The organism is Amycolatopsis sp. lyj-109, assembly GCF_046548995.1.
In the GTDB taxonomy this organism is placed as follows: Bacteria; Actinomycetota; Actinomycetes; order Mycobacteriales; family Pseudonocardiaceae; genus Amycolatopsis.
The window spans coordinates 102,801-118,949 of the sequence record NZ_JAJPWR010000024.1 but is presented as its reverse complement, the minus strand read 5'-3'; the positions used below and the strand labels follow the sequence as shown (position 1 = coordinate 118,949).

The following is a 16,149-nucleotide window of genomic DNA, read 5'->3' as shown; positions in this document are numbered from 1 at the left end:
GGACATGCGCGTGGCCATCGTCGGGATGTCGGTGCTGCTGCCCGGCGCCCCCGACCTGGCGACCTACTGGCGCAATCTCTCCGGCGGCGTCGACGCGATCACCGAAGTGCCGCCCGGCAAGTGGGACCACGCGCACTACGCGCCGGACGAGCAGCGCCGGGCCGACCGGCTCTACTGCCGCCGGGGCGGGTTCGTGGACGAACTGGCCGAAGTGGACGTCACCGGCTTCGGGATCATGCCGAACTCCGTGCCCGCCACCGAGCCCGACCAGCTGATCGCGCTGCGCGTCGCGGCGCAGGCCGTCGCGGACGCCGGTGGCGTGGACCGCCTGCCCGCCGACCGGGCGAAGGTCGGCGTCGTGCTCGGCCGCGGTGGTTACCTGACACCGGGGCTGGTCCGGCTCGACCAGCGTGTCCGCACCGCGAGCCAGCTCGTCCGCACCCTCGGCGAGCTGCTGCCGGACCTGGACGCGGACCGGCTCGACGCCGTCCGCCAGGCCTTCACCGACCAGCTCGGCCCGGAGGCGCCCGAGTCCGCGATCGGGCTGGTGCCGAACCTGGCCGCCTCAAGGCTGGCCAACCGTCTCGACCTGCGTGGCCCGGCGTACACGGTGGACGCCGCGTGCGCGTCTTCGCTGATCGCCGTCGACCACGCCGTGCGGGAGCTGGCCACCGGCCGGTGCGACGTCGTCCTCGCCGGCGGGGTGCACCACTGCCACGACATCACCTTCTGGAGCGTGTTCACCCAGCTCGGCGCGCTGTCGCCGTCCGAGCGGATCCGGCCGTTCCACCGCGACGCCGACGGCGTGCTGATCGGCGAAGGCACCGGCATCGTCGTCCTCAAGCGCCTCGCCGACGCCCAGCGCGACGGCGACCGCGTCTACGCCGTGATCACCGGCACCGGCGTCGCCTCGGACGGGCGGACCGCGAGCCTGGCCAGCCCCGACTCCGGCGGCCAGGTCCGGGCCGTCCGCCAAGCGTGGGCGGCGGCGGGTCTCGACCCGGCCGCGCCGGACTCGATCGGCCTGCTGGAGGCGCACGGCACCGCGACCCCGGCCGGCGACGCGGCGGAACTCGCCACCCTCGCGGAGGTTTTCGGAAGCGCCGGCTCCGCCGTGCTGGGCTCGGTGAAGTCGATGATCGGCCACACGATGCCCGCGGCCGGGATCGCCGGGCTGGTCAAAGCGGCGCTGGCCGTGCACCACGGCGTCCTCCTGCCGACCCTGCACTGCGACGACCCGCACCCGGCGCTCGCGAGCACTCGGTTCGCCACGTTGGCCGCCGCCGAGCCGTGGGACGCGCCGGTACGCCGTGCCGGGGTCAACGCGTTCGGCTTCGGCGGGATCAACGCCCACGTCGTCCTCGAACAGGCGCCCGGCCGCGCGAAGCCGGTGGCGGTGCGCGAGCCCGAACGCGTGCTGCGGCTCGCCGCGCCGACCGTCGACGCGCTGCGGGAGGCGTTCGCCCGGCCCGGCCATCGGGAACCCGGCGACGGGCCGGTCCGGCTCGGCATCGTCGACCCGACGGAGAAGCGGCTGGCCCTGGCCCGGAAGGTGCTCGCGCGGGGCCGGGCCTGGCGCGGCCGCAACGACGTGTGGTTCGCCGACCGCCCCCTGCTCGGGCCGGGCGGCGGCAAGATCGCGTTCCTCTTCCCCGGCCTGGAATCGGAACTGACGCTCAACTGCGGTGACGTCGCCCGCCACTTCGGCCTGCCGTGGAAGCACGCGGACGTCGAGGTCGGCGACGTCGGGCGGCAGGGTGCGGCGGTGTTCGAGCTGGGCCGGCTGCTGCACGCCGCCCTCGGCCGGATCGGCGTCACACCGGACGCCGTCGCCGGGCACAGCCTGGGCGAATGGACGGCGATGGCCGTCGCCGGCGTCCACGCCGAAGAAGAGGTCGACGCCTTCCTCGCCGGGTTCGACCCGGACGCGCTCGTCGTCCCCGGGCTCGCTTTCGCCGCGATCGGCGCGCCCGCGCCCCGCGTGCTCGAGGAGCTGGCCACACGGTCGGACGTCGTCCTCTCCCACGACAACTCCCCGAACCAGGCCATGATCTGCGGTCCGGAAGCGGCGGTCGGTGCGCTCGTCCAGCGGTTCCGCGACGCCGGGATCGTGGCGCAGGTCCTGCCGTTCCGGTCCGGCTTCCACACTCCGATGCTGCGCCCGTACCTGGGCCCGATCCGGGCCGCGGCCGAGCGTTTCACCTTGCACCCGCCGAACCTGCCGCTCTGGTCGGCGACCACGGTGTCGGAATACCCGGCAGGCGATGCCGAGGTCCGCGAGCTGTTCGTGCGCCACCTGCTGCAGCCGGTGCGGTTCCGGCCGCTCGTGCGGGCCCTACACGACGCCGGGTTCCGCGGGTTCGTGCAGGTGGGCGCCGGACAGCTCGGTTCACTGGTCGGCGACACCCTGCACGGCGAAGAGCACCTCGTCGTGGCGGCGCACTCGGGGCAGCGTCCCGGGCTCGCGCAGCTGCGCCGGGTCGCGACCGCCTTGTGGGTCGACGGCTTCGACGTGGATTCGACCCGCCTGCCCGGCGAGCGCCCGGCCGTCCCCAAGGCGGTCAAGCTCGACCTCGGCGGCTGGCTGATCTCCCTGGACGACGGGGTCCGCGCCCGGATCGCGCTGCCGCCCGCCCGCCGGTCCACTGTGGACGACCTGGCCGCGAAGGGGCCGCTCGCCGCGGAGTTCGCCGCCCTCCTCACCGACACCGCCAACCTGGCGTCCACCGTCCTCGCCGGCCGCCCCGACCCGTCGCTTTCACGTGAAAGCGACGACCTGGGGCGTAGCTTTCACGTGAAAGCTACGCCGCTGGCCGAGCTGGACACGACGCTCAGCGTGTCGCTCGAGGCGATGCCGTACCTGCTCGACCACTGCTTCTTCAAACAGCCGCCTCAGGCCGACCCGGGCGACCGCTGGCCGGTCGTGCCCGCCACCACGGTGATCGGCCACCTGATGCGGTTCGCCGAGCAGGCGGCATTCGGCCGCCGCGCGGTCGCCGTGCACGACGTGCGGCTCAGCCAGTGGATCACCGCGGTCCCGGCGGTCACGGTGCCGGTGCGCGTCCGGCCCCAGGGCACCGACCGGGTGCACGCGGCCCTCGCCGGCTACTCGCAGGCCGTCGTCGAACTCGCGCCGGACTACCCGGCCGGCGCGCCGGCGCCGTGGCGGTTCCCGGCGTCGGCCGAGCAGGTCCCCGAGACCACGGCGGCGCAGCTGTACGACGAGCGCTGGATGTTCCACGGCCCGCAGTTCCAGGGCGTCACCGAGCTGACCGCCGTCGGCGAACGGCACGTGCGGGCCGTGCTGACCACACCGGCCGCCCCCGGCGCGTTGCTCGACAACGTCGGCCAGGTGCTCGGCTACTGGATCATGTCCCGGCTGCCGGAGCGGACCACCGTCTTCCCGGTCGCCATGCGTGAAATCCGGTTCCACGGGCCGCACCCGGCCCCGGGGGAACGCCTGGAGTGCCTGGTCCGGATCACCGGGCTGACGGAGGAGTTCCTCGAAGCGGACATGCAGCTCGTCCACCACGGGCAGGTCTGGGCCGAGTTCACCGGCTGGCGCGACCGGCGGTTCGACAGCACGCCGCACATCCGGCAGGCCGACCGCACGCCCGAGCGCTCGACGCTGTCGCACGAGCAGCCGGGCGGCTGGGCGCTGGTGCACGAGCAGTGGCCCGACCTGGCCACCCGCGAGCTGATCATGCGCAACTACCTCGCCGGCTCCGAGCGCGACGCCTACGACCGCCGTCCACCGCGGGGCCGGCGTCAGTGGCTGCTCGGCCGGATCGCGGCCAAGGACGCGGTCCGCCACTGGCTCTGGGCCCACGGCGAACCCGAGATGTTCCCCGCCGAGCTGCGCATCGGCAACGACGAGGCCGGCCGGCCGTTCGCGACCGGCGCCTACGGCCGGGAACTGCCGCCGGTGACGGTTTCGGTGGCGCACCGGGCCGAAGCCGGGGTGGCGATCGCCCGCCACGGGCCGTGCGGCATCGACATCGAAGAGGTCGTCCCGCGCGCGGAGTCCACTGTGGAGGCCGCGCTCGGCCCGGGCGAGCTGGCGCTGTTCGCGAGCCTGCCGGGCGACCCGGAGCAGTGGTTCGCCCGGTTCTGGACGGCGAAGGAGGCCGTGGCGAAGCTGCGCGGTACCGGCCTGCGCGGGGAACCCCGCGACTTCGAGGTCGTCGCGGCGGCGCCGGGGGAACTGACCGTCCGCGTCGCGGGCCACGAGTACCGCGTGCGCTGTGCCGACGTCGAGAACCTGCCCGGTGCGCCGCCGCGCCGCTACGTCGTCGCCTGGACCGAAGAGACGAAGGAGACTGCCGGATGAGCATCGAGACCACGGCCGCGAACGAGGTGACCGTGCTCGCCCAGCTGAGCGGGATGCTGCGGGAGCTGCTCGAGGAGTACGGGCTGGATGTGGAAGACACTGGGGAAATCACCATGGACACGACGTTCCACGACGACCTCGAGCTGGAGAGCGTCGATCTGGTGGCGCTGTCCGGGCAGCTGCGCGAGCACTACGGCGACCGCGTCAACTTCGCGACCTTCATCGCCGAGCGCGACCTGGACGAGATCATCGCGCTGACCGTCGGCGAGCTCGTCCGGTACATCGTCGGTTCCCTGCGGGCGACGGCGTGAGCCGGATCCGCGCGGGCGAGCTGGACGTGCACGTCCAGCGGCTGACGCCGGACGTCCCGCTCGACGGGGACGCACCGATCGTGGTGTGCGTCCACGGCCTGCTCACCGACAGCCTGGCCAGCTACTACTTCACCCTCGGCCCGGCCTTCGCCGAACGCGGGCTCGACGTGCTGATGTACGACCTGCGCGGGCACGGCCGCACGACGCGGCCGTCGTCCGGGTACCACCTGGAGCGGTTCGTCGACGACCTCGTCGCGGTCCTCGACGCGTGCGACGTCACGCGGCCGGTGCACGTCGTCGGCAACTCCTTCGGCGCTTCGGTCGCGCTGGGACTGGCCGCGGCCCGGCCCGACCGGGTGGCCAGCGTGGTCGTGCTCGAGGGCGAACCGCCGACCCGGGAGTGGACCCGGCACATGGCCGAGGGGCTCGCCGACGCCAAGACCCGGCTGGCGATCGACGAGGTCATCGGCTGGATCGCCGACAACCACGGCGCGCACACCGCGCGGCTGTCCAAGGCCGCGAACCGGATCCTGCAGACCACCACGATCGCCGAGGACATCCCGCGCAGCGCGACGATCGAGGCGGACCTCTCGGCGGTGCGCTGCCCGGTGTTCGCGATCTTCGGCGGCGACTCCGGGCTGGCGGCGCAGGTGCCGCACTTCGAGACGCACCTGGAGAGCTGCCGCTGTGTCGTGCTGCCCGACCAGGGGCATTCGGTGCTGGTCGAGCGGACCGCGGAGGTCATCGAGCTGATCTCCGGCTGGGTCCGCGACACCGCGCGCACGCAGACGCGGGTGCGGTAGTGGCCCGATTCCTCTTCGTCGTCCCGCCGCTGGTCGGGCACGTCAACCCGGCTGTCGGCGTGGCGGCCGAGCTCACCGCGCGCGGGCACGAGGTCGCCTGGGCGGGCCACGACGAACTGCTGTGGCGGCTGGCCGGCCCGGAAGCGCTCGTGTTCTCCTGCGCCGTGCCGCGCGAGCTGCCGGTGCGCCCGGCCGAGCTGAAGGGCCCGGCGGCGCTGCGCTTCCTCTGGCAGGACTTCCTCGTTCCGCTGGCCGACGCGATGGCCCCCGGCGTGGCCGCGGCGCTCGACGCCTTCGAACCGCACGTCGTGGTCGCCGACCAGCAGGCACTGGCCGGTGGGCTGCTCGCCGAAGCGGCCGGCCTGCCGTGGGTCACGTCGGCGACGACGTCGGCCGAGCTCGTCGACCCCCTGGCCGGGATGCCGAAGGTCGGGGCGTGGGTCGACGAGCTGCTCGACGGGCTGCGCGCGCGGATCGCCGGCGGTCGCGGCGTGGCGGACCCGCGGTTCTCGCCGCACGGCGTCCTCGCCTTCACCACCCGCGAACTGCTCGGCGCGGCCGCGCTGCCGCCGGCGGTCCGGCTCGTCGGGCCGGCCCTCGGCGCGCGGCCGTCCACGGCGGACTTCCCGTGGGAGTGGCTCGACCCGCTGCGGCCGACGGTGCTCGTCTCCCTCGGCACGGCGAACACGTCCGCGGGCGCCGGCTTCCTGGCGGCGACGGCGGAGGCGTTCGCCGGCACGAGCGTGCGCGCGGTCATCGCCGACCCGGGCGGCGTGCTCGGCGACGTCCCGCCGAACGTCCTGGTGCGGCCCGCCGTTCCGCAGCTGTCGCTGCTGTCGCGGGTCGACGCCGTGCTGTGCCACGCGGGCCACAACACCGTCTGCGAAACGCTGTGGCACGGCCTCCCGCTGGTGGTGGCCCCGATCCGCGACGACCAGCCGATCGTGGCGGCCCAGGTGGTCGCGGCGGGCGCGGGCGTCCGCCTGCGGTTCGGCCGCGCGGACGCACCCCGCATCGCGGCGGCGGTCGAGGAGGTCCTGACCGAACCGGCGTACCGCCGCGCGGCCGAAGTCGTGGCGGCCTCGTTCCGCGCGGCAGGCGGAAGCGCCGCGGCGGCCGGGCACCTGGAACAGCTGGCGCTGGAGAGCCTGGCGCACCTGCCGCTCTGAAGGTGTTGTTTACACGGAAAAATGGGGCCGTTACCGTCGTCGGGATGACTGTTTCCGAATGTCGTCCCGAGGACGTTCCCGAACTTCTGCTGTCGGCCGCGGCCCTGTTCGCCGAGGACGGTGGACACCACGATCCGTTCATGGACACCGGCTGGCCCGCCCGCGAAGGCCGGGCCTACTACGCGGGTCTCGTCGAGGATCCGGAGTGCCTGTGCCTGCTGGCCGATGCGGGCGCGGGCCACCTGGTCGGACGGCTGCGCCGGCCGGACCCGCTGCGGCCGGGCGCGGTGACGGCCGTGCTCGAAAGCATGCGCGTCGCTCCGGACCGGCGTCGCCAGGGAGTGGGTGGCGCACTCGTGGACGCGTTTCTGAGCTGGGCCCGTGAGCGCGGCGCGAACGAAATGACCGTGCAGGCGTACGCGCAAAACGCCAGTGCAGTCGCGTTTTACCGGTCGCGTGGGTTCCGCCCGTTTCTGGTCGCCTTGACGCGCAGCTGAGCCGGTCCCGCGTCACACTGGAAGCCATGGGCTTCCTGGACGGGCGGGCCGTCGTGATCACCGGTGCCGGACGCGGGCTGGGGCGGGCGTTCGCCCGGCACGCCGCCGGCAACGGGGCCGCGGTCGTCGTCAACGACGTCGACGCCGAACCGGCCTGCGAAACCGTGGCCGCGATCGTGGCGGACGGCGGCACCGCCGTGGCGAGCGCCGGGTCGGTGGCCGACGCGGACTACGCCCGGTCGCTGATCACCCTGTGCGGCAAGCGGTTCGGGTCGCTGGACGGGCTCGTCAACAACGCCGCTGTCGGCTACCACGCGCCGCCGTGGGAGGACGACGACGCCGAGCGGGCGCGCTCGCTGGTCGAGACCAACGTGCTCGGGCCGCTCCACTGCGGCACCGCGGCCGCGAAGGTCATGTGCGCGCAGGGCCGCGGCGTCATCGTCAACGTGACGTCGGGGTCGATGATCGGGCAGCGCGGGGCCGCCGCGTATTCGGCGTCGAAGGGCGCGGTGGCGTCGATGACCTACTCGTGGGCCGCGGATCTGGCGGAACACGGCGTGCGCGTCAACGCCGTCAGCCCGATCGCCTGGACCCGGCTGATGGCCGCCGACCCGAACGGCAACCGCGACGCGGCGCCGCCCGAACGGGTGGCGCCGCTGGTGACCTACCTGCTCAGCGACCTCTCGGCCGGCGTCACCGGGCAGGTGCTGCGGCTCGCCGACGGGCACCTGCACGCCGTCCGCCAGCCCGCGATCATCCGGCCGGTCCTGCACCGGGAGACCTGGACGGTGGAGGAGATCGCCGCCGCCGTCGGCGACGAGCTCGTCCTCGAATCGCCGCCGCGGGACCGCTGGACCCTTTGAGCGGTCTGGACCACCGGAACGGGTGGCTATCCACAGTGGACTCCGGCTACTAGCTTGGAGAGATGACGGCCACCGCCGAGGTCACCTCGGGCGCCGCGGCGCCGCCCGCACTGAGCCGCGGCCGGGTCAACGCCGTGTTCGGCGCCGTGCTGCTCGGGATGCTGCTGGCGGCGCCGAGCGCCTCGGCGACTGGGGCACGAGCAACCGCGCCGACCTGGACGCGGCCATCGGGCGCGTCGCGGCCCGGCTGATGGACCAGAGCGCGGAGTCCCGCGCCTACGGCCGCCACGCCCTCACCTGAACCGAGGTGGGCACTTTCACGTGAAAGTGCCCACCTGGGAGCGTAGCTTTCACGTGAAAGCGGCGGGGGCGGGTCAGCGGCGCCAGAAGTCGTGGGGGGTGCGGCCGCGGCGGAAGCCGCATGACTCGACCAGGGCTGCTGCTTCGCGGAAGCCGTGGCCGACCAAGGCCGGCTCGTGGGCGTCGCTGCCGAACGCCACCGCCTCGCCGCCCACCTCGAACCACCACCGCACGACCTCGCCCGGCAGCGGCACCTTCGTGTTCACCTCCAGCGCGCGGCCGCTCGCCTTCAGCGCCCGCAGCACCGTCCGGAACTCCTCCTCGAACTCCGCCGCCACGAACGGCGGACCCTCGGCCGGCCACGCACGCAGCGCGTAGTCGATGTGGGCGAGCACCGCGAAGTCCGCCGTCGACTCGGCCAAGCCGAGCACTTCGCCGAGGTAGGCCCGCAGCAGCTCGCCCGGCGGCCGGTCCGAGACCACCGTCAGCTCCTGGTGGTGCTCGCCGTCCGGCAGGGAGTGGACCGAGCCGAGGACGCGGTCGAAGTCGTGCGCCGCCAGCAGCGCGTCGGCGCGCGGGCGGTGCCAGTGCGGCTCGCTCAGCTCCACACCCGAGAGGATCCGCAGCCCGGGGAACCGCGAGCGGCACTCCTCGACGCTCGCCAGGTACCCCGCGACGTCCAGCTCCGGCGGCTCCAGGACGCCGTCCGGGCGCAGCCGCACCCGGAAGTGGTCCGGCAGCAGCGGCCGGATCGGCTCCGGGATCAGCCACGGCGTCAGGTCCGCGTGCTCGGTGAACGCCACCGACGGCAGGCCCAGGGAAATCGCCCGCTCGCACGAGCCGATCATCGACCCGGTGACCGTGTCCCAGGACCATTCGGTGTGGACGTGACCGTCCGGCGGCAGGCGCACGAACCCACCGTAGCGAGAGTTTTCGGCTAGCGTCTCAGCCATGGCGGACAAGGCTGTAGAGCTCGAAGTCGGGCACCGGACCGTCCGGATCTCCAACCCGGACCGGGTCTACTTCCCGGCCCGCGGCGAGACGAAGCTCGACCTGGTCAACTACTACCTCTCGGTGGGTGACGGCATCGTCAACGCCCTGCGCGAACGCCCCTGCATGCTGCACCGCTTCCCGTCCGGCGTGGCGGGGGAGAAGGTGCACCAGAAGCGCGTGCCCCATGGCGCCCCGCCGTGGCTGGAAACCGTCCGGGTGACCTTCCCGCGCTACAACCGGCACGCCGACGAACTGTGCGTCACCGAACTCGCACACGTCGCCTGGGCCGTGCAGATGTCCACAGTGGAGTTCCACCCGTGGAACTCCCGGCGCGCCGACACCGAGAAGCCCGACGAGTGGCGCATCGACCTCGACCCGATGCCCGACTGCGGCTACGACCGCGTCCGCCGGGTCGCGCACGTCGCCCACGAGATCCTCGACGAGCTCGGCGCGGTCGGCTGGCCGAAGACCTCCGGCGGCCGCGGCCTGCACATCTACGTCCGGATCGAACCCCGCTGGGGCTTCTCCGACGTCCGCCGGGCGGCGCTGGCCTTCGCCCACGAGGTCGAACGGCGGGCTCCGGACGACGTCACCACGACCTGGTGGCGCAAGGACCGCGACCCGCGGCTGCTCTTCGTCGACTACAACCAGAACGCCCGCGACCACACGATCGCCAGCGCCTACTCGGTCCGCGGCAACCCCGAAGGCACCGTGTCGACGCCGATCCGCTGGGAGGAGATCGACGACGCCGAGCCGGGCGACTTCACGATCGCCACCGTCCCGGCCCGCTTCGCCGAACTGGGCGATCTGCACGCCGGCATCGACAAGGCCGTGTTCTCCCTCGACCCGCTGCTGGAGTGGGCCGACCGCGACGGCGTCGAGGAACCACCCGACCCCGGCTGACGTATTTTCCGGGCTCACCCGCGGCTCTGCCCGGGGTGAGAGTCGTCTTGTCGGGTTTGGACGCGGCCGCGTGGAGCCTGGTCGCGTTGCAGGTGATCCTCGAGCGGGAGGGCCACACCGTGTCCGTGGTGGCCGACGTGCCGGCGGCTTGCCGCCGTGACCGGCCGGAGTGCGTGGTGCTTTCGACCGTGCTCGGCGCTCCGGGCGTGGACGTGCTCCGCCGCGTACGCGCCGACCCCGCGTTGCGTGGGCTGGCCGTGGTGATCGGCGGCCGGCTGAAGAACACGCGCGCGGAACTGCTCTCCCTCGGCTTCGACGAGGCGTTCCCGGTCGCCGCCGCGGATCCCGGGGGAGCCGTGGCGGCGCTGCGGGCCTACCTGGCGGATCAGTCCAGGCGTTCGATGATCGTCGCGTTGGCGAGGCCGCCCGCCTCGCACATCGTCTGCAGGCCGTAGCGGCCGCCGGTCTGCTCGAGCACCGACAGCAGCGTCGTCGCCAGGCGGGCGCCGCTGCCGCCCAGCGGGTGACCGAGGGCGATCGCGCCGCCGTTGACGTTGACCTTCGCCGGGTCGGCGCCGATCTCGCGCTGCCAGGCCAGCACGACACTGGCGAACGCCTCGTTGACCTCGAACGCGTCGATGTCCGCCACGTCGAGGCCGGCGCGGGCGAGCACCTTGCGGGTGGCCGGGATGACGCCGGTCAGCATCAGCAGCGGGTCGTCGCCGACAACGGCGAAGCTGTGGATCCGGGCCCGCGGCTTCAGGCCCAGCGCGGCGGCCGTCTCGCCGCTGGTGATCAGCAGGGCGGCCGCGCCGTCGTTGATCGGCGAGGAGTTGCCCGCGGTGACGCTCCAGGAAAGGTCCGGAAACCGCTGCTCCCAGACGTCGGCGCGGAACGCGGGCTTCAGCCCGGCGAGGATTTCCGGCGTGGTGCCGGGCCGGACCGTCTCGTCGGCCGTGACCTCGCGCAGCGTGCCGTCGAGGGCGGGCGCCTTGAGCGGCGCCACTTCGCCCGCGAACTTGCCGTCCGCCCACGCCTTCGCCGCGCGCTGGTGGCTCTCCGCGGAAAACTCGTCCAACTGTGCCCGGGTGAACCCCCATTTCGCGGCGATGAGTTCCGCGCTGATGCCCTGCGGCACCAGCCCCTCCGGGTAGCGGGCGGCGACCTGCGGGCCGAACGGGTCGCGGCCGGCCACCTGGCTGCCCATCGGCACCCGGCTCATCGACTCGACGCCGGAGGCGATCACGACGTCGTACGCGCCGGCGATGACACCCTGCGCGGCGAAGTGGATGGCCTGCTGGCTGCTGCCGCACTGGCGGTCGACGGTCACCGCGGGCACCGACTCCGGCAGCCCGGCGGCGAGCGCGGCCCAGCGCGCGGTGTTCATGCTCTGCTCGCCGATCTGGCCGACCGCGCCGCTGATCACGTCGTCGATCCGGGCCGGGTCGAGTCCGGTGCGCTCGACGAGCGAACGCAGGGCGTGGGCGTGCAGGTCGACCGGGTGCACCCCGGCGAGGGTGCCGTTCGGCTTGCCCTTGCCGATCGGGGTCCGCACCGCGTCGACGATCACCGCGTCCGTCATGACATCTGCCTCCTCGCAGATCGGGATGTCTCCGGTATACGCCGGGTCGGTTGGAATTCACAACTCGACTGTTCGACACGTCACACGCGGTTGAAGTGCTAGGTTGGATTTTCAACCCCGTGGAGGTGGCATGGTCCGGCGTGGTCGCGAGTGCTCGGTCGCCGAGGCCTTGGAGGTCGTCGGCGAACGCTGGAGCCTGTTGGCGCTGCGCGAGATCATGCTGGGGGAGCGGCGGTTCAACCAGATCGCCGAGAACACCGGGGCCAGCCGGGACATCCTGGCCGCGCGGCTGCGCAAGCTCGTCGACGCGGGTGTCCTCGAGAAGGTCCAGTACGAGGCCCACCCGCCGCGCCACGAGTACCACCCGACCGAAGCCGGCCGCGCGCTGCAGCCGGTCCTGCTCGGCCTGATGGCCTGGGGTGACAAGTACGTCCACCAGGGCGAACCGCCGACCCTCTGGCGCCACGCCTGCGGCGAGGTCCTCGATCCGGTCACCGTCTGCGCCCACTGCGGCGACCCGGTGAACGCCCCGGGCACCCGCGCGATCCGGGTCGGTGCCGTGCACGCCTGACCGCGGCCGCCACGGCCTCCTCGCATCCCCGCGAGGAGGCCTTTTGCTGTCCGGGCGTTGACTTGAGACCGCCGTCGCTGTAACTCTTGAACGAATCAGTGCAAGAAGCTGACAACTGACCGGCAGATCGAGGCAGCTGTCAGGAAGATCCCGGTTTCGCTCCGAGTCGTCTCCCTCCTCCCCGGATCAGAGGATCCTCATGAGAACGAAGCGAGTGCTGTCACCCGCGGCCACCTTCGCCGCCCTGTCCCTGCTCCTGGCCGCGCCGGCCGCCCCGGCGAGCGCGGCCCCGGCCGCGGCGGCCGTCCAGCCCGCCGCGCAAGCCGCCTCCGCGACCTACACCGCCGGCAGCCAGCTGGCCGGCTATCCCGTTTCGAACGTCGGCGACGGCAACCAGAACACCTACTGGGAAAGCAGCAACAACCAGTTCCCGCAGTGGGTCCAGGCCGATCTCGGCACGCCGACGGACGTCGCGCAGCTCGTGCTGAAGCTGCCGGCCGCGAACTGGGGCGCCCGCACCGAGACGTTCGGCGTCCAGGGCAGCACCGACGGGACCACCTTCACCGACCTGAAGCCCTCGGCCGGCTACGTGTTCGACCCCGCCAAGGCGAACACGGTCACCGTGGACGTCGCCGGCAAGCCGCGGTTCGTCCGCTTGAACGTCACCGCGAACACCGGCTGGCCCGCCGCCCAGTTGGCGGAGTTCGAGGTGCACGGGCCCGCCGGCGGCGACACGCAGCCACCGTCCGCGCCCGGCGCCCTCGCCTACACCCAGCCCGCGAGTGGCCAGATCCGGCTCACCTGGTCGGCCTCGACCGACAACACCGGCGTCACCGGCTACGACGTCTACGCGAACAACCAGCTCCGTGGCAGCGTCGCCGGGAACGTCCTGACCTACACCGACACCCAGCCCGACGGCACGACGGTCTCCTACTTCGTCCGCGCGAAGGACGCCGCGGGCAACCAGTCGGCCGACAGCAGCACCGTGACGCGCACCGGCACCCAGGCCGGGACGAACCTCGCGCTGGGCAAGCCGATCACGGCGTCCTCGACGGAGTGGACGTACGTGGCGGCCAACGCCGACGACGGCTCCGTGACCACCTACTGGGAGGGCGGCGGCGGGACCTACCCGAACCTGCTGACCGTCGCCCTCGGTGCCAACGCCGACCTGAACCAGGTCGTGGTGAAGCTCAACCCCGACCCGGCGTGGGGCCCGCGGACCCAGACGATCGCCGTCGAAGGCCGTCAGCAGAGCGCATCCGCCTTCACCACGCTGGTCGCCGCGCAGACCTACAGCTTCAGTCCCGCGACCGGCAACACCGTGACGATCCCGCTCGGCGGCCGCGCCGCCGACGTCCGCCTGCGCGTCACCGCCAACTCCGGCGCGGGCGGCGGACAGGCCGCGGAATTCCAGGTCTTCGGCGTCCCCGCACCCAACCCGGACCTGACGATCTCGGGCGTGTCCTGGTCACCGCAGAACCCCGTGGAGACCGACCCGATCACGGCGTCGGCGACCGTCCGCAACGCCGGGACGGCGGCCTCCGGCACGACGAACGTCACCCTCTACCTGGGCACGACCAAGGTGGGCACGGCGAACGTCGGGGTGCTCGCGGCCGGCGCATCGGCGACGGTGCCGGCGAACATCGGCACCCGGGAGGCGGGCAGCTACCAGGTGACGGCCAAGGTCGACGAGGCGAACGCCGTCATCGAGCAGAACGAGGCCAACAACTCCTACACCGGCTCGACGGCGCTGGTCGTCAGCCCGGTGCAGAGCTCCGACCTGGTCGCCGCGACGGCGTGGTCGCCCGGCAACCCCTCGGCCGGCAACACGGTCACCTTCACCACGACCCTGCGCAACCAGGGAACGGTGGCGAGTGCGGGCGGCACCCACGGCGTCACGGTGACGATCACCGATCAGAACGGGACCGTCGTCAAGACGCTGACCGGGGCTTACAGCGGAACGATCGCCGCCGGCGCGACCGCGGCGCCGGTGACCGTGGGCACCTGGACGGCGGCCAACGGCCGGTACACCGTCAAGACGGTCGTCGCGAACGACGTCAACGAGCTGCCCGTCAAACAGGGCAACAACACCAGCACCCAGGCGCTCTTCGTCGGCCGCGGCGCGAACATGCCCTACGACATGTACGAGGCCGAAGACGGCGTGCTGGCGGGCGGCGCGGCCGTCGTCGGCCCGAACCGCACGATCGGCGACCTCGCCGGGGAGGCGTCGGGCCGCAAGGCCGTGACGCTGAACTCGACCGGCGCCTCGGTGGAGTTCACCGCCCGGGCGGCGACCAACACCCTGGTCACCCGGTTCTCCATCCCGGACGCCGCGGGCGGCGGTGGCCTCACCTCGACGCTGAACGTCTACGTCGACGGCACCTTCCTCAAGGCGATCGACCTGACCTCGCACTACGCGTGGCTCTACGGCGCCGAAACCGGTCCGGGCAACTCGCCGGGCGCCGGGCCGCGGCACATCTACGACGAAGCGAGCATGCTGCTGGGCACGACCGTGTCCGCGGGCAGCCGGATCAAGCTGCAGAAGGACGCGGCGAACACCACGAACTACGCGATCGACTTCGTCAGCTTCGAGCAGGCGACCGCGGTCGCCAACCCGGACCCGGCGCACTTCGCGGTGCCCGCCGGGTTCTCCCAGCAGGACGTGCAGGCCGCCCTCGACAAGGTCCGCCAGGACACCGTCCTCACCGGTGTCTACCTGCCGGCCGGGTCCTACGCGCTGTCGAGCAAGCTCACCGTCTACGGCAAAGCCGTCACGGTGACCGGCGCCGGGCCGTGGTTCACGAAGTTCTCCGCACCCGCCGGGCAGGAGAACACCGACATCGGCATCGACGTCCAGACAAGCGCCAACGGCTCGACGTTCAGCGGGTTCGCCGTGTTCGGCAACTACACCTCCCGCATCGACGGCCCCGGCAAGGTGTTCAACCTGACGAACGTCGCGAACCTGACGATCGACAACATCTGGGTTGAGCACCAGGTCGTCATGGTCTGGGGCACCAACGTGGACAACACCACGATCAGGAACTCCCGGATCCGCGACACCTTCGCCGACGGCGTCAACCTGACGAACGGGAGCACCGGCAACCGCGTCACGAACATCGAGGCCCGGTCCACCGGTGACGACAGCTTCGCGCTGTTCGCCGCCACCGACCTGAACCCGGGCAACCAGTACGACAACGTGTTCGAGAACCTGACCGCGCTCACCCCGTGGCGCGCGGCCGGGCTCGCGGTCTACGGCGGGTACAGCAACACCTTCCGGAACCTCTACATCGCGGACACGCTGACGTACTCGGCGATCACGATCAGCTCGCTCGACTTCGGTTACCCGTTCCTCGGGTTCGGGCCGCAGCCGACGACGGTCCAGAACGCCTCGCTCGTGCGGGACGGTGGCCACTTCTGGGGTCAGCAGACGTTCCCGGCGATCTGGCTGTTCTCGGCGTCCAAGGAGTTCCGCGGCATCCGGGTGTCCGATGTGGACATCCAGAGCCCGACCTACAGCGGCATCATGTTCCAGACCAAGTACACCGGCACCACGCCGGAGCACCCGGTCGAGGACACCGTGCTGACGAACGTGTCGATCACCGGCGCGCACCGCAGCGGGGACGCCTTCGACGCGAAGTCGGGGATCGGGATCTGGGCCAACGAACTGCCGGAACCGGACCAGGGCCCGGCCGTCGGCTCGGCGGCCTTCACCGGGCTCACCCTGGCCGACAACGCCGAGGACATCCGCAACCGCACCACCACGTTCACCATCACCCGCAGCTGAGCGAAACTGCGCGGGCCCGCCGGGAAGCGTTCCCCGGCGGGCC

The 16,149-nt window shown here is 72.6% G+C and carries 13 protein-coding genes; 11 read left to right on the top strand and 2 right to left on the bottom strand.

Translation table 11 applies throughout. From position 1 onward, the window contains the following. Positions 1-4: 4 nt before the first annotated feature. The 7 genes from ACLJQF_RS38730 (at position 5) to ACLJQF_RS38700 (ending at position 8,224) form a co-directional block, all read left to right on the top strand. Positions 5-4,330: a beta-ketoacyl synthase N-terminal-like domain-containing protein gene (locus ACLJQF_RS38730; RefSeq protein WP_410615259.1), complete on the top strand. Its 4,326-nt coding sequence runs from the start codon at positions 5-7 to the stop codon at positions 4,328-4,330. After that, positions 4,327-4,641, top strand: a complete 315-nt coding sequence (locus ACLJQF_RS38725; RefSeq protein ID WP_410615258.1) for an acyl carrier protein — start codon at positions 4,327-4,329, stop codon at positions 4,639-4,641. The genes ACLJQF_RS38730 and ACLJQF_RS38725 overlap by 4 nt, the downstream gene beginning before the upstream one ends. Continuing rightward, a complete protein-coding gene (locus ACLJQF_RS38720) occupies positions 4,638-5,444 on the top strand; it encodes an alpha/beta fold hydrolase (RefSeq protein ID WP_410615257.1) in 807 nt (268 codons plus the stop codon). Before ACLJQF_RS38725 ends, ACLJQF_RS38720 begins: the two co-directional genes overlap by 4 nt. Then, positions 5,444-6,613 carry a glycosyltransferase gene (locus ACLJQF_RS38715; protein WP_410615256.1) on the top strand — a complete coding sequence of 390 codons (1,170 nt, stop codon included), beginning with the start codon at positions 5,444-5,446 and terminating at the stop codon, positions 6,611-6,613. Before ACLJQF_RS38720 ends, ACLJQF_RS38715 begins: the two co-directional genes overlap by 1 nt. 44 nt (positions 6,614-6,657) lie before the next feature. Further along, positions 6,658-7,110: a GNAT family N-acetyltransferase gene (locus ACLJQF_RS38710; protein ID WP_410615255.1), complete on the top strand. Its 453-nt coding sequence runs from the start codon at positions 6,658-6,660 to the stop codon at positions 7,108-7,110. 26 nt (positions 7,111-7,136) lie between these two features. Next, positions 7,137-7,973, top strand: a complete 837-nt coding sequence (locus ACLJQF_RS38705; protein WP_410615254.1) for an SDR family NAD(P)-dependent oxidoreductase — start codon at positions 7,137-7,139, stop codon at positions 7,971-7,973. Positions 7,974-8,035: 62 nt separating this feature from the next. Next, positions 8,036-8,224 carry a hypothetical protein gene (locus ACLJQF_RS38700; protein WP_410615253.1) on the top strand — a complete coding sequence of 63 codons (189 nt, stop codon included), beginning with the start codon at positions 8,036-8,038 and terminating at the stop codon, positions 8,222-8,224. A gap of 123 nt (positions 8,225-8,347) precedes the next feature. Here ACLJQF_RS38700 and ACLJQF_RS38695 read toward each other — a convergent pair whose 3' ends face one another. Then, on the bottom strand, positions 8,348-9,184 hold the full coding sequence (locus ACLJQF_RS38695; protein ID WP_410615252.1) for a PHP domain-containing protein: 837 nt from the start codon (positions 9,182-9,184) through the stop codon (positions 8,348-8,350). 40 nt (positions 9,185-9,224) lie between these two features. Between ACLJQF_RS38695 and ligD the strand changes: the two genes are divergently transcribed. Together ligD and ACLJQF_RS38685 are read left to right on the top strand one after the other, a co-directional pair. Beyond that, complete coding sequence (gene ligD, locus ACLJQF_RS38690; protein ID WP_410615251.1) at positions 9,225-10,169, top strand: non-homologous end-joining DNA ligase; 945 nt, start codon at positions 9,225-9,227, stop codon at positions 10,167-10,169. 35 nt (positions 10,170-10,204) lie between these two features. Beyond that, the gene (locus tag ACLJQF_RS38685) at positions 10,205-10,624 is read left to right on the top strand and encodes a hypothetical protein (RefSeq protein ID WP_410615250.1); all 420 of its coding nucleotides are present in this window, start codon (positions 10,205-10,207) and stop codon (positions 10,622-10,624) included. Here ACLJQF_RS38685 and ACLJQF_RS38680 read toward each other — a convergent pair. Next, on the bottom strand, positions 10,555-11,751 hold the full coding sequence (locus tag ACLJQF_RS38680) for a thiolase family protein (protein ID WP_410615249.1): 1,197 nt from the start codon (positions 11,749-11,751) through the stop codon (positions 10,555-10,557). The two genes, ACLJQF_RS38685 and ACLJQF_RS38680, sit on opposite strands and share 70 nt — an antisense overlap. A 130-nt stretch (positions 11,752-11,881) precedes the next feature. On the opposite strand from ACLJQF_RS38680, the gene ACLJQF_RS38675 reads away from it, so the two are divergent. Further along, complete coding sequence (locus ACLJQF_RS38675; RefSeq protein WP_410615248.1) at positions 11,882-12,322, top strand: winged helix-turn-helix transcriptional regulator; 441 nt, start codon at positions 11,882-11,884, stop codon at positions 12,320-12,322. A gap of 199 nt (positions 12,323-12,521) precedes the next feature. Then, the gene (locus tag ACLJQF_RS38670; protein ID WP_410615247.1) at positions 12,522-16,106 is read left to right on the top strand and encodes a discoidin domain-containing protein; all 3,585 of its coding nucleotides are present in this window, start codon (positions 12,522-12,524) and stop codon (positions 16,104-16,106) included. Positions 16,107-16,149: the final 43 nt, after the last annotated feature.

What these genes read in the sequence shown, in the direction of transcription:
- ACLJQF_RS38730 (WP_410615259.1), top strand. Translation starts at nt 5, where the DNA reads ATGCGCGTGGCCATCGTCGGGATGTCGGTGCTGCTGCCCGGCGCCCCC.
- ACLJQF_RS38725 (WP_410615258.1), top strand. Translation starts at nt 4,327, where the DNA reads ATGAGCATCGAGACCACGGCCGCGAACGAGGTGACCGTGCTCGCCCAG.
- ACLJQF_RS38710 (WP_410615255.1), top strand. Translation starts at nt 6,658, where the DNA reads ATGACTGTTTCCGAATGTCGTCCCGAGGACGTTCCCGAACTTCTGCTG.
- ACLJQF_RS38705 (WP_410615254.1), top strand. Translation starts at nt 7,137, where the DNA reads ATGGGCTTCCTGGACGGGCGGGCCGTCGTGATCACCGGTGCCGGACGC.
- ACLJQF_RS38700 (WP_410615253.1), top strand. Translation starts at nt 8,036, where the DNA reads ATGACGGCCACCGCCGAGGTCACCTCGGGCGCCGCGGCGCCGCCCGCA.
- ligD (WP_410615251.1), top strand. Translation starts at nt 9,225, where the DNA reads ATGGCGGACAAGGCTGTAGAGCTCGAAGTCGGGCACCGGACCGTCCGG.
- ACLJQF_RS38680 (WP_410615249.1), bottom strand. Translation starts at nt 11,751, where the DNA reads ATGACGGACGCGGTGATCGTCGACGCGGTGCGGACCCCGATCGGCAAG.
- ACLJQF_RS38675 (WP_410615248.1), top strand. Translation starts at nt 11,882, where the DNA reads ATGGTCCGGCGTGGTCGCGAGTGCTCGGTCGCCGAGGCCTTGGAGGTC.
- ACLJQF_RS38670 (WP_410615247.1), top strand. Translation starts at nt 12,522, where the DNA reads ATGAGAACGAAGCGAGTGCTGTCACCCGCGGCCACCTTCGCCGCCCTG.